The organism is Colwellia sp. SU-HH01172 (genome assembly GCF_057553355.1).
Map to the genome: position 1 here is coordinate 268,793 of NZ_BAAJMB010000004.1, position 24,745 is coordinate 293,537.

19 protein-coding genes and 3 tRNA genes are annotated in these 24,745 nt (G+C 37.7%); 5 read left to right on the top strand and 17 right to left on the bottom strand.

Annotation, left to right across the window (positions count from 1 at the left end; translation table 11 throughout):
* Positions 1-14: 14 nt before the first annotated feature.
* From AC27JP_RS12635 to AC27JP_RS12660, 6 genes are all read right to left on the bottom strand, one after another.
* Complete coding sequence (locus tag AC27JP_RS12635) at positions 15-515, bottom strand: FixH family protein (protein ID WP_487115603.1); 501 nt, start codon at positions 513-515, stop codon at positions 15-17.
* 176 nt (positions 516-691) lie between these two features.
* Positions 692-1,660: a cytochrome-c oxidase, cbb3-type subunit III gene (ccoP, locus tag AC27JP_RS12640; protein WP_487115605.1), complete on the bottom strand. Its 969-nt coding sequence runs from the start codon at positions 1,658-1,660 to the stop codon at positions 692-694.
* Entirely contained in the window at positions 1,653-1,850 is a 198-nt protein-coding gene (locus AC27JP_RS12645) for a cbb3-type cytochrome oxidase subunit 3 (protein WP_487115607.1), read from the bottom strand. Before AC27JP_RS12645 ends, ccoP begins: the two co-directional genes overlap by 8 nt.
* Positions 1,850-2,494 (bottom strand): cytochrome-c oxidase, cbb3-type subunit II, encoded by a 645-nt coding sequence (ccoO, locus tag AC27JP_RS12650; protein ID WP_487115609.1) that lies wholly within the window; start codon positions 2,492-2,494, stop codon positions 1,850-1,852. The genes AC27JP_RS12645 and ccoO overlap by 1 nt, the downstream gene beginning before the upstream one ends.
* Positions 2,495-2,505: 11 nt before the next feature.
* A complete protein-coding gene (gene ccoN / locus AC27JP_RS12655; protein ID WP_487115611.1) occupies positions 2,506-3,927 on the bottom strand; it encodes a cytochrome-c oxidase, cbb3-type subunit I in 1,422 nt (473 codons plus the stop codon).
* A 391-nt stretch (positions 3,928-4,318) separates the two neighbouring features.
* A complete protein-coding gene (locus AC27JP_RS12660) occupies positions 4,319-5,050 on the bottom strand; it encodes a Crp/Fnr family transcriptional regulator (RefSeq protein ID WP_487115613.1) in 732 nt (243 codons plus the stop codon).
* 183 nt (positions 5,051-5,233) lie between these two features.
* Between AC27JP_RS12660 and AC27JP_RS12665 the strand changes: the two genes are divergently transcribed.
* Positions 5,234-5,734, top strand: a complete 501-nt coding sequence (locus AC27JP_RS12665; protein ID WP_487115615.1) for a hypothetical protein — start codon at positions 5,234-5,236, stop codon at positions 5,732-5,734.
* Between the two features lie 23 nt (positions 5,735-5,757).
* Here AC27JP_RS12665 and AC27JP_RS12670 read toward each other — a convergent pair whose 3' ends face one another.
* Positions 5,758-6,378 (bottom strand): LysE family translocator, encoded by a 621-nt coding sequence (locus AC27JP_RS12670; protein ID WP_487115617.1) that lies wholly within the window; start codon positions 6,376-6,378, stop codon positions 5,758-5,760.
* 182 nt (positions 6,379-6,560) lie between these two features.
* Positions 6,561-7,679 carry a DUF3083 family protein gene (locus tag AC27JP_RS12675; RefSeq protein WP_487115619.1) on the bottom strand — a complete coding sequence of 373 codons (1,119 nt, stop codon included), beginning with the start codon at positions 7,677-7,679 and terminating at the stop codon, positions 6,561-6,563.
* 309 nt (positions 7,680-7,988) lie between these two features.
* On the opposite strand from AC27JP_RS12675, the gene AC27JP_RS12680 reads away from it, so the two are divergent.
* Complete coding sequence (locus tag AC27JP_RS12680) at positions 7,989-9,623, top strand: M28 family metallopeptidase (RefSeq protein WP_487115620.1); 1,635 nt, start codon at positions 7,989-7,991, stop codon at positions 9,621-9,623.
* 263 nt (positions 9,624-9,886) lie between these two features.
* Here the strand turns inward: AC27JP_RS12680 and AC27JP_RS12685 are convergent.
* From AC27JP_RS12685 to AC27JP_RS12695, 3 genes are all read right to left on the bottom strand, one after another.
* A tRNA-Asn gene (locus AC27JP_RS12685) sits at positions 9,887-9,962 on the bottom strand.
* 48 nt (positions 9,963-10,010) lie between these two features.
* A tRNA-Asn gene (locus AC27JP_RS12690) sits at positions 10,011-10,086 on the bottom strand.
* Positions 10,087-10,141: 55 nt separating this feature from the next.
* Positions 10,142-10,217: transfer RNA gene (locus AC27JP_RS12695), tRNA-Asn, on the bottom strand.
* Positions 10,218-10,775: 558 nt separating this feature from the next.
* On the opposite strand from AC27JP_RS12695, the gene AC27JP_RS12700 reads away from it, so the two are divergent.
* Both AC27JP_RS12700 and uvrB read left to right on the top strand, forming a co-directional pair.
* Positions 10,776-12,149: an MATE family efflux transporter gene (locus AC27JP_RS12700; RefSeq protein WP_487115622.1), complete on the top strand. Its 1,374-nt coding sequence runs from the start codon at positions 10,776-10,778 to the stop codon at positions 12,147-12,149.
* Positions 12,149-14,149 (top strand): excinuclease ABC subunit UvrB, encoded by a 2,001-nt coding sequence (gene uvrB, locus AC27JP_RS12705; RefSeq protein WP_487115624.1) that lies wholly within the window; start codon positions 12,149-12,151, stop codon positions 14,147-14,149. Before AC27JP_RS12700 ends, uvrB begins: the two co-directional genes overlap by 1 nt.
* Before the next feature lie 106 nt (positions 14,150-14,255).
* Here uvrB and AC27JP_RS12710 read toward each other — a convergent pair whose 3' ends face one another.
* From AC27JP_RS12710 to AC27JP_RS12735, 6 genes are all read right to left on the bottom strand, one after another.
* A complete protein-coding gene (locus tag AC27JP_RS12710; RefSeq protein ID WP_487115626.1) occupies positions 14,256-14,468 on the bottom strand; it encodes a hypothetical protein in 213 nt (70 codons plus the stop codon).
* A gap of 563 nt (positions 14,469-15,031) precedes the next feature.
* Positions 15,032-15,514 carry a glutathione peroxidase gene (locus AC27JP_RS12715; protein WP_487115628.1) on the bottom strand — a complete coding sequence of 161 codons (483 nt, stop codon included), beginning with the start codon at positions 15,512-15,514 and terminating at the stop codon, positions 15,032-15,034.
* A 157-nt stretch (positions 15,515-15,671) separates the two neighbouring features.
* Positions 15,672-16,532 carry an NAD(P)-dependent oxidoreductase gene (locus tag AC27JP_RS12720; protein ID WP_487115630.1) on the bottom strand — a complete coding sequence of 287 codons (861 nt, stop codon included), beginning with the start codon at positions 16,530-16,532 and terminating at the stop codon, positions 15,672-15,674.
* 309 nt (positions 16,533-16,841) lie between these two features.
* Positions 16,842-18,290 (bottom strand): exodeoxyribonuclease I, encoded by a 1,449-nt coding sequence (gene sbcB / locus AC27JP_RS12725; RefSeq protein WP_487115632.1) that lies wholly within the window; start codon positions 18,288-18,290, stop codon positions 16,842-16,844.
* Positions 18,291-18,975: 685 nt separating this feature from the next.
* Positions 18,976-20,817, bottom strand: coding sequence for a YfiR/HmsC family protein (locus AC27JP_RS12730; RefSeq protein ID WP_487115634.1), 1,842 nt, complete (start codon positions 20,815-20,817; stop codon positions 18,976-18,978).
* Positions 20,818-22,033: 1,216 nt separating this feature from the next.
* Complete coding sequence (locus AC27JP_RS12735) at positions 22,034-22,600, bottom strand: bacteriohemerythrin (protein WP_487115636.1); 567 nt, start codon at positions 22,598-22,600, stop codon at positions 22,034-22,036.
* A gap of 418 nt (positions 22,601-23,018) precedes the next feature.
* Between AC27JP_RS12735 and AC27JP_RS12740 the strand changes: the two genes are divergently transcribed.
* Complete coding sequence (locus tag AC27JP_RS12740; RefSeq protein ID WP_487115638.1) at positions 23,019-24,647, top strand: cytochrome D1 domain-containing protein; 1,629 nt, start codon at positions 23,019-23,021, stop codon at positions 24,645-24,647.
* Positions 24,648-24,745: the final 98 nt, after the last annotated feature.

Genomic DNA, 24,745 nt, shown 5'->3' on the forward strand with positions numbered 1-24,745 from the left:
TTAATACCAGCTCATTACTTAGCGTCAGTTGGATTCGGGGTAATATCAATGAACTCTGATTGTGGCAAATGGATCACTGATTGAATTTTCCAATGGTGTTCAAACGGACTAATTGTCACGCGCCATTTACCTGAAGTATCTTGGTCAGATTCAAAAAAATGGGTGAAATTACCATTACCATCAGCAGTTAATGCTAAATAAAAATCTCGCTCGGCTAAGGTTGGGTGATAAAAATTAACATTTAACAGTGGAAATTCTTTTTCGATACCAGTGGGGCGAATCGTCAGTTGGTCACCGACAAGTTTTAAACCAAAGCGCATTCCCAACTTTTGCGCCTGTTTAACTTTACTTAGTTCAAGGTTAATAGCTTTACCTTTTTTATAATAATCGTCAATAACTAAGGTATCTGGGTCTGTATTAGCAATAATGAAAGTTGCAATACCGGCAACTACTGCGGTAAAAGGCAATATAAATACAAGCCATGCCCAGGGCTCTTGGTACCAAGATGTTTTCATAAAAATTTCTTATTTGCAGATAGTGCGCACATTATACGACCTTTCTGATATTGGCACTATTAAAAAAGCGTTAATTTGATGAAGTTTAATTTTGCTATCGGCATAAAAAAGCCTTGCTGTAATGAAACACCAAGGCTTTGTTTTTAGTAATAAACTAATTCGTTAGAATAGTGCTTTTACTTTTGCGATAAGCTATAAACATAAGCGCTGATCACGTGAACTTTTTGTTCGCCTAGGATTTTATCCCAAGCAGGCATTACACCAGCACGACCATTAGCAATTGATGTTTCAACAGCGCGTGGAGAGCCGCCGTATAACCAAGTGTTATCGGTTAAGTTTGGCGCGCCTAATGGAATACCCATTTCCGCACTACCTTTACCTTCTGCGCCGTGACAAGCCGCACACATAGCAAATTTAGCTTTACCCGCTTCAGCGGCTGTAGCGTCAACTTCACGACCACTTAAACTCAGTACGAAAGCTGCAACTTCTTTCACGCCTTGCTCACCACCTAATGCTGCACTCCATGCCATCATGCCATTAGCCTTACGGCCGTGCATAATACTTGCCTTGATCATTTCAGGTGAACCACCGTATAACCAATCTTTATCGGCTAGGTTAGGGAAGCCTGTCGTACCACGAGCATCAGAGCCATGACATTGCGAACAGTTTTGTAAAAATAGGCGTTGACCTACTTTTAATGCTTCTTCATCACCCGCTAATGTTTCAATGCTTTGCGCCGCATAAGCTTCAAATATTGGACCATATTTAGCGTCAGCCGCTGCAACTTCACGGTCATACTGAACTAGCATGCCAGCTTCTTTTGCGTCAGCAATACTTGCTTTTGACTCTGATAAATTCAAAATACCTTGGTTAGAACTTTTCCAACCTAAAAGCCCTTGGAAGTTACCTAAACCTGGGTAAAGCAATAAATAGCCGAAGCCCCAAATGATTGTTAATAAGAAGAATGTACTCCACCATTTTGGTAGTGGGTTGTTCAATTCTTCAATGCCGTCAAAGGTGTGGCCCATAGACTCACCTTCTTCAACGCCTGCAAAGTTCTTTAAACACCAGCGTAATAGTAAGTAACAACCTACTAATGTGCCTAAGGTAAGAACCGAAATCCAAATACTCCAGAAGCTAGACATTATTATTAGTCTCCTGTTTGTTATTTTTGTCAGTGTGTTTTATTTCGTCTTTTTCTTCGAAAATTGAATTTGCCGCTTCATCAAACGCGCCTTTACGTTTTTTTGAATATGACCAAACCACAATGACAATAAATAATGCCAATATTAATAGGGCAATTAACCCTCTAAGCGTGCCGTAATCCATAGTCATTATTTCAACGCATGACCAAGAGACTGTAAATATGCAATCAATGCATCCATTTCTGTTTTACCTTTAACTGCCGCTTTTGCACCAGCAATATCAGTTTCAGAGTAAAGAGGAATAGCATTACCTTGCTCGTCTTTATGGCTACGATTACGTGTTAAGAAATTAAATGTTGATAATTTCTTAGCGGTTAACTCACCGTCAAGGGTATTTTCAGCTAACCACTTAAATGAAGGCATATTTGACTCAGGAACAACTGAACGAGGGTCAAGTAAATGCGCACGGTGCCAATCGTCACTATAACGACCACCAACACGGGCTAAATCTGGCCCTGTACGTTTTGAACCCCATAAATGAGGATGTTCCCAAACTTGTTCACCGGCAACTGAGTAATGTCCGTAACGCTCAGTTTCTGCGCGGAAAGGACGAATCATTTGGCTATGACATACGTTACAACCTTCGCGAATGTAAATATCACGACCTTCCATTTCTAGGGCCGTGTATGGACGTAAGTCATCAACAGGTGTTGTTGTGGCTTTTTGGAAGAAAAGCGGCGTAATTTCAACTAAACCACCGATGCTGATAGCAAAGATAGTAAAGATAAAGAATAAGCCAACGCTTTTTTCAACTTTTTCATGTTTGTTGATCATGGTATGGCTCCTTAAGCTACTTCAACTGGCTTAAGACTTCCGTCTTTAGCACCAATAGTTTTGAACATGTTGTAAGCCATTAATACAAAGCCTGCAACCACTAACACACCACCAACAAAGCGGATGAAATAGAACGGGTAAGACGCAGTTAAACTTTCAACAAAGCTGTAAGTTAAAGTACCGTCGGTATTTACCGCGCGCCACATTAACCCTTGCATTACACCAGAAATCCACATCGCAACTATGTATAAAACGATACCAGCAGTGTGCATCCAGAAGTGAATGTTAATTAAGCGAATGCTGTACATGCGGCCTTGATTAAATAGCACAGGAATTAAGTGATACATGGCACCAATTGAAACCATAGCAACCCAACCTAACGCACCAGAGTGCACGTGACCAACGGTCCAGTCAGTGTAGTGAGAAAGTGCGTTTACAGATTTAATCGCCATCATTGGACCTTCAAAGGTAGACATACCGTAGAAAGATAATGAAACGATTAGGAAACGTAGAATTGGGTCATGACGAAGTTTATGCCACGCGCCAGATAACGTCATAATACCGTTGATCATACCACCCCAAGATGGCAAGAATAAAACGATAGACATTACCATACCAACAGATTGTGCCCAATCTGGCAGTGCAGTGTAATGTAAGTGATGCGGACCCGCCCAAATATATAGAGAAACAAGCGCCCAAAAGTGAACGATTGATAAACGGTAAGAATAAACCGGACGTTCAGCTTGTTTTGGTACAAAGTAGTACATCATACCTAAGAAACCAGCAGTAAGAAGGAAACCTACGGCATTGTGTCCGTACCACCACTGCATCATGGCATCAATCGCGCCTGAATATAGTGAGTAAGACTTCATCATGGATACTGGAATAACCATGCTGTTACCTATGTGTAATACCGCAACTGTGATAATAAAACCACCAAAGAACCAGTTGGCAACATAAATGTGTGAAGTTTTACGCTTAACTAAAGTACCAAAAAATACAATAGCGTAACTTACCCATACCACCGCGATTAAAATATCAATCGGCCATTCTAATTCAGCGTATTCTTTACTTGAGGTATAACCCAACGGCAATGTAATCGCCGCAAGAACAATAACCGCTTGCCAACCCCAAAAGGTAAATGACGCTAACTTGCCGCCAAAAAGGGCTGTTTTACATGTGCGCTGAACAACATAATATGAAGTAGCAAACAGAGCACTGGTACCAAAAGCGAAAATTACCGCATTGGTATGCAGTGGACGAAGACGAGAATATGTTAACCAAGGTGTGTCAAAGTTTAATGCCGGCCAAATTAATTGTGCCGCAATAAGAACACCTACTAGAGTACCAACGATCCCCCAAATAACTGTCATTACGGTGAATTGACGCACCACATTGAAGTTATAGGACGGATGATCAAGCGTTGTTGTCATTTTTATTGTTCCGTTACTAGGTTAGATTTTGCAATTTTTAATAAGAAAAACTACTTTTTCAGTAAAAATTGCTGAGAAGCAGTGATAAATGTCACACTCTGTTACGAGCTGTTTCAAATTCCATGTAATTTTACCTTTCGCCTATGACATAAATCAACTGCAAAGCTTGATTTAAATCAACAAAAAAAACGAAGTTACCCTAATCTTATACAATAATCCTAAGATAAAAATTGCCAGAAAAATGATTGTGTTAAAAAGTTACTCTTAAAGGTAGGCGAGTTTATGGAAAACAGCGAGTTAACTATTGTTTGAAATTTATTTTATTACTATCCGAGTGTAAATGAATTTATGCTGAGGAATTATCTCAGCATAATATTAAAATCCTTTATTATCAGTTGTATGCAACGTCTTGTAAGCCAACTAAATCTAATATTTCAATATCTTTAGCGTGAATAGAAAGTAAGCCTTTTTGTTGGAACTTGGAAAATATACGGCTTAAGGTTTCACGACGAAAACCTAAATGGTTGGCGATGACATCTCGGCCAACCGGCAAATGTAGTTTTGATTCGCTTTCTTGATACAGGGCATTTCTTTTTAGCATATTGAGAATAAATGCCGCTAATAGACTTTCAGCTGTGTGTTTAGCAACCACTGAGCTAAATTCTTCACGTAACATAGAGTTTTGTTTACTCAATAACGAAATTAGACTGAGCTGTAACTCAGGCATTAATTTACCACATTCATTTAGCTCATCTAAGTCAACTCGACATACCGTAGTATTTCCGACCGCAACGGCATTGTAATTGTAATGTTGAGTGTGAATGGCATCTTCACCAATTAACTCTCCAGGAAAACGAAAACCTATGACTTTCTCTTTACCTTCAGGAGATGTTTCAGTCAGCTTGAAACTACCAGAACATACGGCATAAATAGCACCGGCGGTTTCTTTTTCTTGGAAGAGTGGTGTAGAAATAGTGACAATATTACGTTTAGACAAGTAGCTATCCATAATTGACACTTCAGTTTTCCCTGCTTTTAAAGGCACACAAACTGGTTGCATTGAACAATTATCACAGTCTACGTATTTAGTGTTAGGTTGTTTAACCTTAATGCATGTTGTCATTTCGTTGCCTACTGTCACTTTATTAATATATTAAAAATCGGGGGTTTAATATTGAGTAAAATTATAGCAACAGCGAATGAAGCGAGTTTTGTTTCAAATCAAAAATAGTGCTTAAAAAAGTGATAAATATCACCGTGTTTTCGGTATTATAAAGAACAAGTAATTTACCTGTATGCATTGCAAATGATAAATATAAGAAAACTAACTAAGTCTATTTTACTTATAGCACTGACAACCTCGTTAGCGGCTTGTAATGGAGAAAGTACTGACGCGAGCAAGAAAAGTAAACAGCCAGAACGTAAGATGCAATGTCTTGAACAACAAAGTCAGTGCTATTTTGAGCTTGAACATGGTCGTGTAGAAGTCTTATTTGATGTTAATAAAATTCTTGCTGAGCAGGCATTTAATATTTCGGTTAGCTATACCGGCACGAACCACATTGAAGCAGTAACTGGTTATATGGAAGGGGTTGAGATGTTTATGGGAAAAATCCCATTATTTTTAGAAAATATTGCTTCCAGTGCGTCGTCATCGATTAATCAAAAACCTCAAATATTTCAAGGAGAAGTATTAGTGGGCAGTTGCTCTGCAGAAACGATGACCTGGAGAATATGGTTAACATTCACCATGGCCGATCAGCAAACACATAGTAAAATGCTTACTATTGTTAGCCATCGCAGTTAATACACTCTTTACTAGCGACAGAGTTAACTACTTGCCAGCCAAATGGCGACTAAAATCATTAAACTACCCGATACTTTGTTGAGCAATTGCACGTTATTACGTTGCGTTAATGCTTTTCCAATCGTTTTTCCGCCGGTGGCATAAATGGTCATGCAAATAAACTCTGATAGTAATATTACTGCCACTAACATGCTCAATTGTGGTGCCAATTGTAAAGTAGGGTTGATAAAGGGCGGCAATAGCGACACCATAAAGGCCCAGCCCTTAGGGTTAGCAATAGCGGTAAAAAATCCTTGTTGAAATAAACTTAACTTATTTATTCGTTGGTTATTCTCTGCCGCTGAAACGACAAGCTTACCTTTAGCTCGCCACATATTGACACCCACATACATTAGGTAAAGTGCACCCAGTATTTTAAAACCTTGAAATAGTTGTGGAAATTTATTCATTAAGGTTGCTACGCCTAATACAGCAGCGATGGCCACGGTTGCAACGCCTAGTAGTTCTCCGTACATCATCCAAAATGTTTTTCTGACGCCTATAGTAATACCTAAGCTCATGGCTAATGTCATACACATGCCTGGCGTTATACTTACGATCAAAAATGTCGGGATAAAAATGCTGAGCAGGGTAAAGTCAATCAATGTCTAAATTACCTATAAAAGGGATATATCTGTCAAGATCCTAACCTGATATATTACCTCAGTTTATATGGGATTCGTAGCAAAAATTATTTAGTCATTGCTGGGGGAAATGGATTGACTGCTGGAAAATAAAAAACGTGGTAATGACCACGTTTTTTTATCGTATTTTTGCAAATCAACTTTTATTGTTCTTGATAAAAGCCAATATGTTGATGGAAGCGTACGGTTAATTCTTCCTTATCATTAACATAAGCAAGCTTTTCAGCAATGCTATGCAAAGCATGTTCTATTTGAGTGAGAAACTTACCATAACCATGACTGGTTTTATCTTGCTCGCTAGCGACAAAAACAAATTGAACACTATCTACAAGTTGATCGGCGGCCCATTTGCAGATGTAGCCACCGCTGGTGTTTTTCGGGTTATATCCCAACATGATGAGTTCACCTTTTGCTATGGTATTTTCATCCTCGCTTTTACGAACAATTGGTACCAATCCATTAGCGATAACCGCACCATTATTTAAATGGTGCTTTTTAGCGGCACTAATAAAAGCATCGGCAATGTAATTGTATAGTGGGCTGTAGTTTTCACCTTCACTGTGATCGAGTTCAACTATATTTCGTAGGCGGCGGTTAATCGGCATGTCAACAACCGCATAGGTTAATTCATCGGTATTTTCTGGAATTGAAATGTCATCAGGAGCATAACGATTCGAAATACTACGCAGCTTATGAACCTGGTTGCCTTGAACACCTTTATCTTTAGCAAATAAATCATAAGTTAGATGTTGATGATCACAGATACGCATATCATCGGTGCTAATACCTGTTTGCTCAGCAAACTTGGCAATGGCGCTAACCACCTTTTGGTGGAAAATTGCCGAGTTGTGCCTAACTTCATCGCCGTTAGCTAAAAATACCAAGTGAATTTTGCGAGCTTGTTTCTTAGCATCATAATGGGCACTTTGGCTAAAATGATAACGGGAGTTATAAAGAAATAAAATTTGCTGTTCGGTTTGCGCGGTGATTTTTTCAGGGCTAAAGCGAATACGGGTAAATTTGTCATTGGCAACAAATTGACCACTTTCAATATCCAATTCTTCATTAATTTTAAAAAAAAATTCAGATAATTTTTTATAAAATGCTTGAAATGGTTGCTCGCTATTTAAATCGATAGCACCGGCAATTCTTTCTATTAACTGCTCAGTGATATTAAACTTGGCAAGTAAATATTGGTTTTCTCGAGCTGAAGATGGAATGTATACTTTGTGTTGAGCGCTTCTTTTACGGGAAAGTGGCATAGCAATTAACCTATTGATTGAAAACATTAGCATAGTAGCAACAATATTTGTGGTCAAATATGATTTATATCAAAGAGTAGAACATCAAGATTATTCATCAGTGATGTTATTTATAACTTTGATATTAAGCCTGAAAATAATATTCAGGCAAATGGTACAAATCGATTATAACTCGGATAAAGTGACTTTTGTTTGTCATAAATAAGTCGTTCTAATAACCACTTAACATGTCTTTGTTAGTTAACCCTACCTAAGTTAGGCCAGATTTGTTTATAATCGGGGCGTCATTCTCAACTAAAGAATAAAAACATGAAAAAAATGTTAGCTTTTACCTTACTTACCTCAGCCGTATTGTTAGGCTGTGGCGCGGAAAATGTTGTCAAAAGTAATAGTGCTTTGGATGTAACCGCGAGTTATAACAGTATTAATAAAGAACAACTTACCGAACATATCAAAGTGCTTGCTTCAGATGAATTTGAAGGCCGCGCACCGTCGAGCAAAGGGGAAGAACTTACCCTTGATTATTTAACTAAACAGTTAACCGCTATAGGCTTTAAACCAGGTAATGGCGATAGCTTTTTACAAGCTGTGCCTATGGTATCCATTGAAGCGTCGCCTGAAATGACATTATCTATTGGTGGTAAAGACTATCAATATGGCCACGATATGGTCATGGGCTCAAGTCGCATTAGTGATTTTGAGCAGCTTAAAGATTCTGAATTAGTTTTTGTTGGGTATGGTGTTAATGCACCTGAGTATCAATGGAATGATTATGAAGGACTTGACGTTAAAGGAAAAACCGTTGTTATTTTAGTGAATGACCCAGGTTTTGCGACTAAAGATCCGGCATTATTTAATGGTAACGCCATGACTTATTATGGCCGCTGGACTTATAAGTATGAAGAAGCGAGTCGTCAAGGTGCTGAGGGCGCTATTATTGTTCACGAAACTGAACCTGCATCATATGGATGGTCAGTGGTAGAGCACTCATGGACTGGACCACAATTTGGTTTTGTTCGTGAAGACATGAATAAAGGCCGAGTTGCCGTTGAAGGCTGGGTGAACACCGAAGTTGCTAAAGAGCTTTTTGCAAATGCCGGTTTGAATTTTGAGCAGGCAAAAGCCGAAGCTGCTAAAGGCAGCTACCATGTTGATATGGGAGATTTAACTGCTTCAGTTGCGGTGAAAAATACCGTGAAAAAATCAACGTCATATAACTTTATTGCCACCTTACCGGGTAGCACTAAACCAGACGAACATATTCTGTATACGGCCCATTGGGACCATTTAGGTAAAGATAGTAGTAAAGACGGCGACCAAATTTATAATGGTGCGGTTGATAATGCCTCTGGTACGGCAGCACTTATTGAAGTGGCTGAAGCTTTCTCTAAATTGCCGGTTGCACCTGAACGTTCAATCACAATTATGGCTGTTACCGCAGAAGAGCAAGGGCTATTAGGCTCTAAGTTTTATGCAGCAAACCCTGTTATTCCAGCAGCTAAAACTGTTGCTAATATTAATATGGATGCATTAAACGTTAATGGTCGTAGTAAAGATGTTTCCGTTTATGGTTTAGGGCAATCTCAACTTGACGATTACTTAACGGTAGCTGCTAAAAAGCAAGGGCGTGTTATTTCAGGAGACCCTCGTCCGGCGGCAGGTATTTACTACCGCTCAGATCACTTCGCCTTTGCTAATATTGGTATTCCAGCACTTTACGCGAAAAGTGGTAAAGAGCCAGTTGATGAAGCAACAAAAGCACTACGAGATAGCTTAAACCCTATTTTAGCTAAGTGTTATCATAATGCGTGTGATGAATATAGTGAGCAGTGGGACCTATCTGGTGCCGTTGAAGATATGCAAGCATTCTTTGAAATAGGTTACGAACTATCTAAAGAAGGTGTTTGGCCAGAGTGGAGTAAAACGTCTGAGTTTAAACGTTAATCAATTTATCTAAGCGCTAGAATCAATATTTAACGCTTATAACCTTTGATTGAACTTACCAAAGCAGCAAATAATTATTGCTGCTTTTTTTATTTTAACGATAAAGAAACCTAAGCTAAATGAGGCAGAGCTTATGCAAACGCCAGTTTTTATAAGAGTACCGTCCATTGCTCTATCAACTAAATCATTCTGAAATGTTTTGAAGATAAGCTGACATTAAATTTTAGACGAAAAAAAACCTGCTAAAAGCAGGTTTCTTAATGTGGCTCCTCAACCTGGACTTGAACCAGGGACAAACGGATTAACAGTCCGTTGCTCTACCAACTGAGCTATTGAGGAATTGTTCTTTTCTAACATAACCGCTATTAATAGCAGTTACTTATAATGTGGCTCCTCAACCTGGACTTGAACCAGGGACAAACGGATTAACAGTCCGTTGCTCTACCAACTGAGCTATTGAGGAATTGTTCTTTTTTATAACCGCTAACAATATAACTATTAGCCATTATTTAATAATTTGGCTCCTCAACCTGGACTTGAACCAGGGACAAACGGATTAACAGTCCGTTGCTCTACCAACTGAGCTATTGAGGAATTGTTTTGAAAGCCGCTATTGGCTAACGGGGCGGAATATTAAAGGGCACTCGTCGGACTGTCAACACAAAATTTAGAAAAAAATCATTTTATTGGTTGTTTGCTTAAATTGCACACAGAGTTGAGAACTTTTCTTCATATTTCGTTTGAAAATTATTCAGTATTAAGGCTTCAGCGTAAAAAGCACAGTTATCCACTTAATCTGTGGATAACTGTGTGGGTTAAAGTGTAAATTTAGGTAATCTTAACAGTAGAATGCGGCTTGTAGCTAAATGGATATTTTTTGATCTGTTATCTAAACTTATTAAATAACAATGTATTAGGCCTTGCTTGTTGTGTTTACGAACCGGGTCGTGTGTTTTTTGTTCAAGAGTGATATTTCGCACATTTGCTGTGCATTTCTACGAAGAGCAAGGTAGCTTACTTTGTAGTCAAGTGAACAATTTTCCCTAAAGTGACTTTATTATTATCTGAAATGGAATATTTACATAGCGAGTCTAATCACTATCTTTTACAATGGTGGATGCATTCAATTTATCCCAACATTTGAAAATATTAATGACCAAAGCCCAAAAAAATCGCCAATTAAATTTGCTTGAAGATCCCGTTGCGCCGACATTAAAAAATATGACTGTTCCTATGATATATGGAATGATTTTATTGATGACGTTTAACCTTGTTGATACGTTTTTTGTTGGCTTGTTGGGGACGCAACCATTAGCAGCTATTAGCTTTACCTTTCCAATAACATTTACAGTCATTAGCCTAACTATAGGTTTGGGTATAGGTACGTCAGCTGTTATCGCAAAGGCTTTGGGAAAAGGTGATAAAGAATCAGCAAAAAGTTTAGCTACCAGTGCCTTATATTTGGCAGCGGTTATTGTTGGTGTTCTTGCGGTTATTGGTTATTTGCTGATTGACTACACCTTTTTGCTATTAGGGGCGAGTGAATTACTTTTACCGTTAATTCATCAATACATGGATATTTGGTTTTTAGGCTGTATTTGTTTAATCGGCCCTATGATAGGTAATGCTGTTTTACGTGCTTCTGGTGATACCAAAACACCTAGTGTCATTATGGGCAGTGCCGGCCTTATTAACGCAATTTTAGATCCTATTTTTATTTTCGGTTTTGGCCCTATTCCCGCTATGGGAATTCAAGGAGCCGCGATAGCAACGTCTGTGTCTTGGATATTTGGCTTAGGCTACGTGCTATATATCTTAAGTGTTAAGCGTGGACTAATTCATACTAAGTTAATGCCAATTAAAGATTTTCTTATTTCGGCGCGTGGCATTTTACATATTGGCTTACCAGCCGCGGGTGCCAATATGTTAACACCTGTTGCTGCAGCGGTATTAACTGCCATTGTTGCAAAGTATGGTGAATCGGCTGTGGCTGCATTTGGCGTAGGTTCAAGAATTGAATCAATCGCATGTTTAGTCGTGTTAGCTTTGTCGATGACCTTGCCACCTTTTATCAGTCAGAACTTTGGTGCTGGCAATATGAAACGTGTTGCTGATGGCTATAAAACCTCAATTAAATTTGTTTTAGCATGGCAAGTGTTAATTTATGCCGTGTTAGTCATCTCAGCGCCTTTGATCGCGGATGCCTTCTCACAAGAGCAAGCTGTTGCTGATATCATTAAACTGTTTATTTGGATATTACCTTTAGGTTATGGTTTACAAGGGGTGATTATTTTAACTAACTCTTCTTTCAACGCACTTCATAAGCCTATGACGGCCTTAGCTTTAAGTATCATTCGTTTGTTTGTATGTTATGTGCCATCTGCTTATATTGGCAGCCTATGGTTTGGTTTAGAAGGCTTTTTTATCGGTGCTTTGATGGGGAATGTGGTGATGGCGATGATTTCTTATCATTTATTCAATAAACAATGTAAAAGTGATAGTCCAACGGCAGAGGTTACTGCTTAATGAAAGCATTGAAAATACAGTCTGATTATATTCCTAGTGGCGACCAACCGACAGCCATTGCAAAATTACTTGATGGCATTGAGTCTGGGCTTGCTCACCAAACACTGCTTGGGGTAACAGGCTCAGGTAAAACTTACACCATTGCCAATGTCATTGAAAAATTAAACCGTCCAACCATGATGTTAGCGCCGAATAAAACCTTAGCGGCACAATTGTATGGCGAAATGAAAGAATTTTTCCCTAACAATGCGGTTGAATATTTTGTTTCTTATTATGATTATTATCAGCCTGAAGCTTATGTGCCAACCACAGATACTTTTATTGAAAAAGATGCTTCAGTAAATGAGCACATTGAGCAAATGCGTTTATCTGCCACTAAATCATTATTAGAGCGCCGAGACGTTATTATTGTTGCCTCTGTGTCGGCTATTTATGGCCTAGGTGATCCAGACTCTTACCTTAAAATGATGCTACATATTAGTGTTGGCGACATCATTAATCAGCGAGATATTTTACGGCGATTAGCGGAATTACAATATACCCGCAATGATGTGGCATTTCAGCGTGCCACTTATCGTGTGCGTGGTGATGTTATCGATATATTCCCTGCTGAATCAGATCGTATGGCGCTGCGAGTCGAATTATTTGATGAAGAAATTGAGCGTATTAGCGTATTTGACCCTTTAACTGGTGAAGTAGAGCGCACGGTAGCCCGAGTGACGGTTTACCCGAAAACCCACTATGCGACTCCACGTGAAAAGATACTTGCTGCTGTTGATAAGATAAAAATTGAGTTAAAAGATAGATCAGCACAGTTAAAAGAAAATAATAAGTTGGTCGAAGAGCAGCGTATTGTTCAACGGACTCAGTTCGATATAGAAATGATGACAGAATTGGGTTATTGCTCAGGCATCGAAAACTATTCTCGTTATTTATCAGGAAGAGGAGCAGGGGAAGCGCCACCGACGCTTTTTGATTACTTACCCAATGACGGCTTGTTGATTATCGATGAATCGCATGTGACCGTGCCGCAAATTGGTGCCATGTACAAAGGTGACCGTTCACGGAAAGAAAACCTTGTTGAATATGGTTTTCGATTACCGTCAGCGCTAGATAATCGCCCGATGAAGTTTGAGGAGTTTGAAGCTTTAGCCCCACAAACCATATATGTTTCAGCAACACCAAGTCATTATGAAATTGAAAAATCAGCCGGTGAAATTGCTGAGCAGGTTGTTAGACCGACTGGACTGCTTGACCCACAAATAGAAGTACGCCCTGTTGAAACCCAGGTTGATGATTTACTTTCAGAAATTCGGAAACGAGTAAAAATTGGTGAGCGAGTTTTAGCAACCACTTTGACTAAACGTATGGCGGAAGATCTGACCGACTACCTTGATGAACACCAAGTAAAAACTCGTTACTTACATTCAGATGTCGATACCGTTGAACGGGTAGAAATTATTCGAGACTTTCGTCTCGGGAAGTTTGATGTGCTAGTTGGCATCAACTTATTGCGAGAAGGCTTAGATATGCCGGAAGTTTCTCTGGTTGCGATCCTTGATGCTGACAAAGAGGGCTTTTTACGTTCAGAGCGTTCGCTTATTCAAACTATTGGCCGCGCCGCACGTAATATTAATGGCAGAGCGATCCTTTATGCTGCTCGTATTACCGGCTCTATGCGTAAAGCTATTGATGAAACCCAAAGGCGACGCGAAAAGCAGCATCAGTACAATTTAGACAATAATATTACCCCGCGTGGTGTTAAGCGTATTATTGCCGATGTGATGGATATTGATGGTGGTAAAGCTAGAGCTGATTATGCGGCAAAAGCCGCTGAGCCTGACGCTAAATATGAGACATTAACAACGAAAGAAATTGATGTGAAAGTACAAGAATTAGAAACGCTTATGTTCAATCATGCACAAAATCTTGAATTTGAATTAGCAGCATCTGTACGAGATGAAATTAAGCTGTTACGTGATAAACAATTAACCACCTAATGATTTGTTGATAGCAATGCGACTAACACTTTAAAACATTCCCTTTGCTTATGGCAGTTTACAAGTGTTAGTTGGGGGATACGCAGAGTTTGGTCTAGGCTTGAGTTTATTTTATTTCAAACATCATATACTGGTTGATGATTTTAGCGACATCGTCGGTATTACAGTGTTTTAAATGACTGACGTCATTAATGATTTTATCTTGAATATCAACAGGAAATAGCATTAATTGCTCTAAATATAGATGAGCGTGGGTGTCGTTACTGCTGTTGATTAACTCTATTAAACGATTCGCATGGTTATTCCAAATAGCACTCATACAAGCATCCTCATAAATCTCTAAATGTTCAAGCCATAAATTTCTTGAACAAGCCAATAAACGGGCAATAGCAATGCACGTCATACCTTAAGTTTAGAGCATGGAAGGCGAGTTATTATACGTATTGGTAATTAAAAAAAGTCTTTGGGAATTAAGCAATCTAATACTGAAACATGTTCTGACAAGCACCTAATTAATCTTCATTTTTTATTGCAAATTTTTCTAGCCGATATAAAAACACTTGGTAAGACATAGTTAAGTATTTAGCTGCTTTAGTACTCTTGCTTGAATTGATGCCAGCAAAAACCTTATTTGGGTAAGTTAAATGCTGGCAGCCTTTGATTTTATTGTTGGTTTCGTTGTTGATTGAGTTGGCCGTGCAGTTTTGCGTTAGCTCGCTTTCATCATTAAATAATATGAAATGCTCAATGGGTTTGATAGCTATCGAACATTACCCGGCCAGTGGTACTCTAAAGTTGCTGATATAGCTCATTAGTTGAAGTTGGTGGCTCACATTTATATTGCTCAGCTTTGCCATCAGCGATTTATTAAATCAGCAATTATTACAGTAATGCGTCAATATCTGCTGCGATATCTGCAGGTTTTGTGGTTGGACTGTAGCGTTTAACTACTTTTCCGTCACTATTAACCAGAAATTTAGTGAAATTCCATTTAATACGTTTACTACCTAAAATGCCTGGAGCTTGAGTCTTGAGGTGCTGGAAAAGCGGGTGAGTATTGTCGCCATTAACGTCTATTTTACTAAACAGTTCGAATGAGATGTTAAAATTGAGATCACAGAATTTTTTAATTTCGCTGTTATCACCTTGTTCTTGTTTACCAAATTGATTACAGGGGAAAGCAAGTATCTCAAGCCCCTTAGCTTTATATTGTTGATAAAGTTCTTCTAAACCTGCATATTGTGGCGTAAAGCCGCAAGCGCTGGCCGTGTTTACTATCAGTAATGTTTTACCTTGGTACTTGGTAAAATCAACGGTTTCATTTTTATAGTTATTAGCGCCAAAGCTGTAAATAGTTTGAGTCATTATGTTCAACTGGTCGGATCAATATTACTGATAGAATAAGGTAATTAGGTGAAATTAACAACAATCACGCAGGGTGTTGGATTTCGTAATAGCAAGAAATCAAATCAGGTATAGTTTTTAGCCAACTTTACCTGATTTTATGCCAGCTATTTGTCGGTTATAAGCGAGTAAGTAAACTTGAGGTATCCCAGCGGTTGCCACCATTTTTTTGTACATCAGCATAGAATTGGTCGACTAACGCCGTTAGTGGCAAAGTAGAGCCATTATTTCTAGCTTCAGTAAGGGCAATGTCGAGATCTTTTCTCATCCAATCGACGGCAAAACCAAAATCATATTCGCCGTTTATCATAGTTTTATGGCGATTATCCATTTGCCAAGAACCGGCAGCGCCTTGGCTAATTACCTCAATAACTTGCTGACAGTCAAGCCCGGCATTTTGGCCAAAATGTAATGCTTCAGCTAAGCCCTGAACAACCCCGGCGATACAAATTTGATTCATCATTTTTGCCAGCTGACCACTGCCAATAGGGCCAAGTAACTTACTAAACTTGGCATATGATTTAATCACGGGCTCAATTGACTCATAAGCCGGTTGTTCGCCGCCAACCATAATTGATAGTTGACCGTTAACTGCACCTGCTTCGCCACCTGATACTGGGGCATCTAAAAAAGTTAAACCTATAGATTTTGCTTGTTGCGCTAATTTTCTAGCGACCGACGCCGATGCCGTTGTATGGTCAACAAGTATCGCATTGGCTTTCATACCTGAAAAGGCGCCATTAGCACCTAATATCACTTGTTTTAAATCTTCATCGTTTCCAACACATACGAATACTATCTCGCTATCTTTAACGGCTTTTGCTGGCGTAGTGGCCATTTCTCCGCCATATTTTTCAACCCAAGCCGCAGCTTTTCGTTGTGTGCGGTTATAAACGGTTACTTGGCAACCTGAATTTTGTAAATGACCTGCCATGGGGAAGCCCATAACACCTAAGCCGATAAATGAGACTTTTTTCATATTGTTCAAACTACTGCGGTTAATGTTGCTAATGTTTATACCATATCTTTGCTGATAAGTTTTAGCTAATTTATGGTGAATTCAATTTCGCTGGAATAACTATTTAAAAATGGCTAACCGCTTGATTAAGTGACGTTTTGAAAACTGAAAAGATTGTTTATGATCTTAAGGTAATTGGCTGCGATAACGCTCAATTATATAAAAAGTCGATACGTTAAGAACAAGGGGCCGTAAAATAAGTTGGTATGAAACTTAGGGAGCTCATCATTATTTGTTCTGTGAGTCCCTTAATATAGTTTATTGATATGCTTATTTATTAATATATTCAAATAAGGCTTTTAGTATTTGCATTTTTTCGGTGTTGTTCTCATGCTCAAAAGCTAAGTTTTCTAGCTTGATCATAAACTCATCGGCACTTAATAAACCGTTTGCACCATATTGAATACGGTTTTGACAGTGTGCTTGCCACTTTTGTTGCTCGCTATCTGTAAGGGTTAATGGAAAATTCCGTGCACGATACCTAAACAATAATGTTGCTAGCCGGTCATCTTGAAATTGAAAGGGATGCGTTGCTAATTGCTCTGGCGGTAATTGGTGCAAAATTTCCATTTGTGCCTTGTCGCTGTGCGAAAAAAATTTACCACCATAAAGCGAAAACTCAGCATCAATAGCTTCATCACCGAAATCACTACTGGCAAAAACGTCGGCTAACTTGTCTCTCAGCTCCGCCGATTGTTTAATTCTTTTTAAGTTATCTAGGCAAAGCGCTCGTGGAATGGCTAGACGTTCGGCATTTTTAGGCAATAAGGTTTTTGCTGGTGCGACAACCGGGCATTTATTCAAATGAATTAATTTGATTGGAATGGGCAGTTCGTCTTCCGCTAACTCATCATAACGGGTATATAATCGAGTTTTGATTTCTTCACTCGATAGCTCGAATAATGGTGACGGGTCTCGTGCTAAATCAACAGCGACTACTGCATTTTTATTAATTGGGTGATAACAAACGGGTGCAAACCAGCTCGTACAGCCATGTTGTGATGAAACTTTACTTGAGGTATGCACGACAGGTGTCATGTTATACACGTCAATAAGCTCAGCAACCTGTTTTTTATTTTTTAAGTTAAAAATAAATTCATATAATTTAGGTTGTTTTTCTTTTATTAACTTAGCCATGGCAATAGTGGCATAAACATCACTCATGGCATCGTGTGCCGCCTCATGGCTGATACCGTTGGCTTTTGTCAGTAGTTCTAAGCGAAAACTTACCACTTGTTCGCCATCACGATCTACGGTTGGCCATTCAATACCTTCGGGGCGCAATGCATAACAGGCACGAACCATATCGATAATATCCCAACGACTATTGCCGTTTTGCCACTCACGCGCGTATGGGTCGTAAAAATTACGGTAAAGTAAGTAGCGAGTAACTTCATCGTCAAAACGAATACTGTTATAACCTGCGACGCAGGTATTTGGCTGTGAAAATAAGCCGTGAATACGCTCGGCAAATTCCGCTTCCGTTAACCCCTCACGCAAAGCTTTTTGCGGCGTAATACCGGTTACTAAGCAAGCCTCAGGTTGTGGCAGATAATCTTGTGGTGGCTGACAATAAAACATTTCCGGCTCACCAATAATATTTAAATCTAAATCAGTGCGGATACCTGCAAACTGCGAGGGTTTGTCAAACTTAGGCGAGACACCCCAGGTTTCATAATCGTGCCAAAGAATGGTTGCTTGTTCATTATTGTTGGTCATTGTTTGCCTTGGTACGTAGTTGTTGAATTCTAAGTGTCACTTGTTTTTTCGTGAGCATTTATATTTTTTAATCCACATTTTAATTATGTATGAATCACTGAGTTGGAAATTATTTTTGTTTATCGCGACTAAAATTATACTGCCATTAGTTGAGAAACAATGTTTGAACATTCAAAAAATATATTCAGCCATGCATAAAATAGCTGATAATAACCACTAAGATATAAACTCAATAGAAATAGCGTCGTTCAATTATCGCTTTAGATGACTGGGTAAGCAACAAAGAATAGAAATGGATACAAATTTAGGTGATTAATTGCAATACCTAAACAAAGTCGTTGAATCATTTAAAAATAAATGAATTGTGGCTTATAAGACGAAAGCTTTATGAGTTTGCATTTATTAAGAGTATGGATTGTTTTATTTTACGACGACTGTCATGCATATCAAACTGTATAAAACGAACTGACATTTTCAAATTTGTGGCAGAGACTAAAGTTAAATATTAGTTGCCTACGTTAATCTAAACTTAGCAAATCTCGGGGGACCTAGTTAGTGCAATTAAAAGGCGTTTTGAATTTTTTACTAATAGGGGGCTTACGATAGAAAAGTCGAGTAATCTACTGTTTAAACAGCAAATTACTCGATTGTACAAAATTCAGTATTGAATTAAGCCGAAATAACGTTAAGGTAAGGTAATAATTACCGTTGCGCCTTTCCCTTCTTTGCTGTCTATCTTAATGTCACCAGTTAATTTTTTCTTAATCAAGTCGTAAGTTGTGCTCATACCAACACCTACGTAGCCTCGGTCGCTACGAGTGGTGAAAAATGGTTTGAATACTTGTTCTAACGTAGTTTTATTCATTCCTTTTCCATCATCAGAATAAGTGATTATTGCACCGCTTTTTATTCCATTTTCAACTTTTATTGCGATCTTACCGTTGCCATTATTATCAAAGCCGTGTTTTATCGAATTATTAATTAGGTTTAATAATATTAATGCAATATAACTTGGTACGGTTTTAATGCTTAGTTTCTTCTCACCTGAATAACTATAAACAATATTACTTTGGCTAAATTCAAAATTATAAAGCATCAACATTTTTTGGATGTAAGCGATAACATCAATATTTTGAGGTTTTGTGTCATCTTGATCTGCTGCGATTAGATTAAAATTTTCTAATAAATCTACAACAGGTTTAAGAGCTGCTGCACTTTTAGTATCGTCAACAGATTTAAGTTTTGCTTGCAAGTCTTCTAAAGATAAGCCCACAGCATAGGTTATATCGGTAGCGATATATCCGACAGCGGCAATGTTTTCCGATTTTATTAATTGTTCTTCCCTAACGGACAACAAGCGATCGTTGCTTTTTTCTGATGGTAATGACTTTTGTGAAGCCGAATTATTAGCTTTTTTCCACATCATAAACACGATAAATAACGCAATGATAGTTACTATAAGAAAAACATAAAATAACGTCTGATAGCTTGATAGCTTCTTGTTGTCTTTGGTTATGTTAGCTAGTTTTATTACGGTATTATTTGCAATTTCAGTTTGTTTATTAAGTTTTTCAGTGAGCTCATTGATTGCTTTTTCTGTTTCTTTAGCGCTCTCTTGATCACTAGCGGGCAAATCTTGCTCATTTGTTTCTAACGGTATTTGTTGAGATTGTAATTGTTTATTCGCTGCTAATTGGGTTTGTTGATCTTGTAATTGTTTTTCTAGTTCTTGTAGTTTTTTATCTTTAGCATTAATTTCTTGCCTCTTTTTTGCATCTGCTTCCTGCACTGCTTTTAATCGCTCAGATTGTTGTTGTAATTGCACATGGTATTTTTCTGAACTTTCTCTAGTTAAATTTAGTTTTTCATTTAATTGCTGTAATGAAAGCTGTTGTTGAGCTAATTGATTTTCCAGTGCTAATCGTTTTGCTTCTTGTTGATTTTTTTTTGTGAAAGTAGGGCTGTCAGATAATATTTCTTCACTATTATTACTGCCTGAGAAATAAGAAAGTTCAGGCATAGTTAACTTTCCATCGGCAATATTAGGTTCAATGACTTTAAAACTAACTTTAGACTGTTGTTCATTATATGAAATATCAATCATGGTTTTAGCAAGTTCTTTTGAATCTTCGGTAATAACTAGAACATTTGAATCACCTATGATTCTGTCTGCTAACTTTATGACATTTCGTTGATTTGGTGATGAGATATACAAAATATTAACATTTCTAGCATCACCCAGAGTATTGACTAACTGCACCGAAATATCTTTGCCTTTAACCCCTTTGTTTGCAAAAAAATTACTGAAGTAATTGTATTTATTAACATCTTTGTAGACGCCGATAATGAATTCTCGTTGTCTAGCTTCGACAGGCCAAGTAACATATTTTGCAAACTTACTAACTAAGGTTGCTTTTTCATGATCAATTGTTGAGCTTTGCGCCCACGTTTGACCTATTACTGCAAGACCCATGCTAATAATTAGTAGCATAAAACGTGATCTTAATAGGGTAAATTTTGCTTTCATATAATCTCTTACAAAAAAGTTAAAAATGTATCGACATATTACGTAGAATTTATCTTAAATCAATATTTATTAATGAGTTAAAGATTTTCTTGCCATTATATTGTCTTAAATAACCTGAGCTCGGAATAAGCAAATAGCTGTTAGTTCTACACTTATTTAAAAACTGTACAAATAAATTTATTAGACAAAATGCTGTCAATTTAGGATATCGCTCGATGAAGGGAAGGGGATATAACCATCGATAAAGTAATAATATTTTAAAAATATTATTACTTCTATTTACAAGTGCGTTTTCGCTAGAGTTTCGGTAACTTAATTTTTATTAGCAAATAGTCAACCATTAACGAAACACTTCCTTTTTCAAAATAATAAATGCAATTAATTCTCATTTAAGTGTTGACATCATAATAAAATCATAGATAATGAGAATCATTCTCGTTTACCTTGTTGGAGAATGAAAGATAAATAAGGCAAGTGAGAAGTTAAAGGTTCTACAGTAATGAAGCAGTATAGAGCCTATTTACGAGTAAAGTGCAAACTAAAACTAAATTACCACCCCTCCAATTTGGTAATTAGGTTAATTGTTACTTGAATAGATTACGACGAGATTTATGCAGGTGTTGTGAGTACATTATTACGTGAATAGGCTGCTATTTTAAAATTTTCACTAGCTCTAACAGCTTGTTGCATATTGAAAGGCTGTTGGAATAGTTAATAAAATTGGGCTTTGGGATAGCAATTTGTATCCTTTGGCTTAATAACCGCACTTATTTGATCGTCGCCGAAAACGGTTAAATAGGTGCAAACATTATATTTAGTCTTTATGTTTTTGCGTGAAATGTGTGCGCGCTTTAATATAAATAGCAACGACTAAGTATAGTGATAGGAGGAAACTCCGAAATTAGCACGTGTTGAAATATCTAGTTAAAAATATGTTTCTATAAGGATTATCGAAAACAAGCTTATTTGCGCAATAATTTTTGCCCAGGATCTTAAATTTATTGAACAAAGTAGTCTTGAATTTGGTAGTGGATAAGGCAGCAAGAATGCACTCTCTTGATGACTTAACATGTTATTTTCAAAGGAATTGGAAATTTAAAGGGAATAAATATACGGATGTAACAAGAAGATGACCATAATGTTTATGTTATGGTAAGAAGGGCCAGTATTAACTGGCCCTTTTTTATTAAATATAAGTCATATCAACTGTCTGAAATTACCGAACACCTTTCTTAATCAACAATTCGCTATACTCTTTATCTGTTCCATTAATATGATTAATCAACCAATTAGATAAAAACTCACTAATTTCATTTAAGGCATCGTGGCCTTTGTCATTATATAAATCCATAAAGCTAGTGACTTGTTCGATCATTTTCTTATGCTGTGCTTTATGAGCGGCAAGGTCAGCATAATCATGTTGTTCTAGTAATTGTTCTTCTCGCTCAAAATGATATTTCGTGTAGTTAATCAAATCGTTTAACGCTTCACGTTCAAACTCTTCACTCATGGCATAATCGTAGGCTGTAGTGAATTGGTTAAGTAAGCTGATCAACTTTTTATGATCATTATCTAAACTGGCTATTCCGACACTGTATTCATCTTTCCAAACAACTTCATTGGTTTTCATTGTTCGCTTGTAAAACATCGGGATCAAGATCAACACCGCAATAAGTATCCATGAAACTGGGTTGGTAATGCTCGATAAAAAACCCAAAAATATGGCGACAATAATTAGCCCGACAATGGCCGCGTATATTAAAGATTTACTGCGATTATTCATAAATAATACTCATATAAAAAATGTGGTTAAATTGTATAGTTCAAAACGATTCTAATACGAATCGCGATTAATTCCCGTAAAACCTTTTTATTTGTTGACCTCGATCAAGTTGTAAATGCATTCCAATTTAAAACTTTTAAAACTTGATCTGTATCAGGTTTTTTCTTCGCAAAGTAATGAATAGTTGCACTACTTTAAATTTGTTCTTGAGATTAAGCATAGTGACCTAATTCAAAGGGTCAACATAAAAGCATTAAAAATTGCACAGAACATTTATACAAACTACAAATTTGTCTATCTATTGTCTACATTGTTAAGAGCATCAGATAATAAAGTAGTTGATAGAAGTAACAGATGGATAAGAAATACACACATTTTAAACATGAAGCTAGTTAATATTGTAAACGGAGATGATCCTATGAAAACGATTAAATACAGTCTTTCAGCACTTGGTTTAGCTATTGGTATGGCAGCTACTGGTATCAGTATGTCAGTATCAGCGGCGGAGCCAACTTTATCTGAAGCAGACTTTGAAAAAGCGCAATTACAGTACTTCCAACGTTGTGCTGGTTGTCATGGTACTTTGCGTAAAGGCGCTACAGGTAAAAACTTAGAGCCAAAAAATACGCTTAAAAAAGGTCAAAAGCGCCTAGAGAAAATTATTGCTCTTGGTACTGAAGGCGGCATGAACAATTTTGATGATTTATTCACCGAAAAAGAAATTGCTAACATGGCAACGTTTATTCAAATGACACCGCCAGTACCACCGGAAATGTCTTTAGAGCAAATGCGTTCTCATACTAAAGAGTACATTGCACCAAAAGATTACCCAGCGAAACCATTACATGGTCGTAACTGGCAAAACTTTTTCGTAGTTATCGAGCGTGATGCCGGTACTGCAGCAATCGTTGATGGCGACACGAAAGAAGTTATCACTCATATTGACACGGGTTACGCGGTTCACGTAATCAAGGGTACTGAGCACCATAAAATAGACCACGCTAAAGATGTTGGTCGTTTCTGGTACACCATTGGTCGTGACGGTAAAGTTAACAAAATCGATTTATGGCAAACACCTGATAAAATGTTAGTTGCTGAAACTAAGATGGCATATGACGCTCGTGATATCGCTGTTTCAGGTGACGGTAAATATGTAGTTGCTGGTGGTTACTGGCCTGCGCATTTCGTTATCATGGATGCTGTAACGTTGAACCCACTTAAAGTTGTTTCAACTCGTGGTTACAACACTAAAGGTGAATTTGTTAATGAAGCACGTGTAGCAGCTGTTTACACTTCTCCTAACAAATCAGAGTTTACTATTGCTGTTAAAGAAACAGGTCAAATGTTACAAGTTGACTACAGTGATTTAGATAACTTAACCATTACTAGCATCGCGTCATCTGAATTCTTACACGATGGTTTCTATGACCCAACTGGTCGTTACTTCCAAATTGCTGCTAACGCATCAAACAAAATGGTAATCGTTGATACAGAAACTGGTAAGTTAGAAGCACAAATCGATGTTGATTCTTTACCACATCCAGGCCCAGGTGCTAACTGGATTGATAAAGAATGTGGTCCTGTAGGCGGTACTACTCACTTAGGTACTGGTTTAGTATCTGTTTGGGGTAACGATCCAATCAATCATCCTGATAAAGCATGGAAACTTTGTTATGAAGTTGAAACAGATGGTGCTGGTGCATTCATCCGTACACATGAAACTTCACAATACGTTTGGGCTGATCAACTTAAACATCCAGAGCCAGAAATTCAACAATCTGTACAAGTATTTGATAAAGATACTCACGAAATTGTTAAAACTATCCGTGTAACTGAAGAGCCTGGTAAAGCAGCACTTCACATGGAATTCAATGATGACGGTACAGAGGTTTGGGTTTCAGTTTGGAACCGTAAAGATGCTAAGAACCCAACAGGTGAAATCGTAGTTTATGATGCAAAAACTCTTAAAGAGAAAACACGCATTAAAGGCTTAACGACTCCTACTGGTAAGTTCAACGTATTCAACCGTTCGAACCACAAAACCTAGTAAGTAACTTATTTGATAGGTGATATTAACAGTGAATATTCTCCTCACATAATATCACCTTATCAATTTAGGTTAGTGGGCATGGTAAATGCCATGTC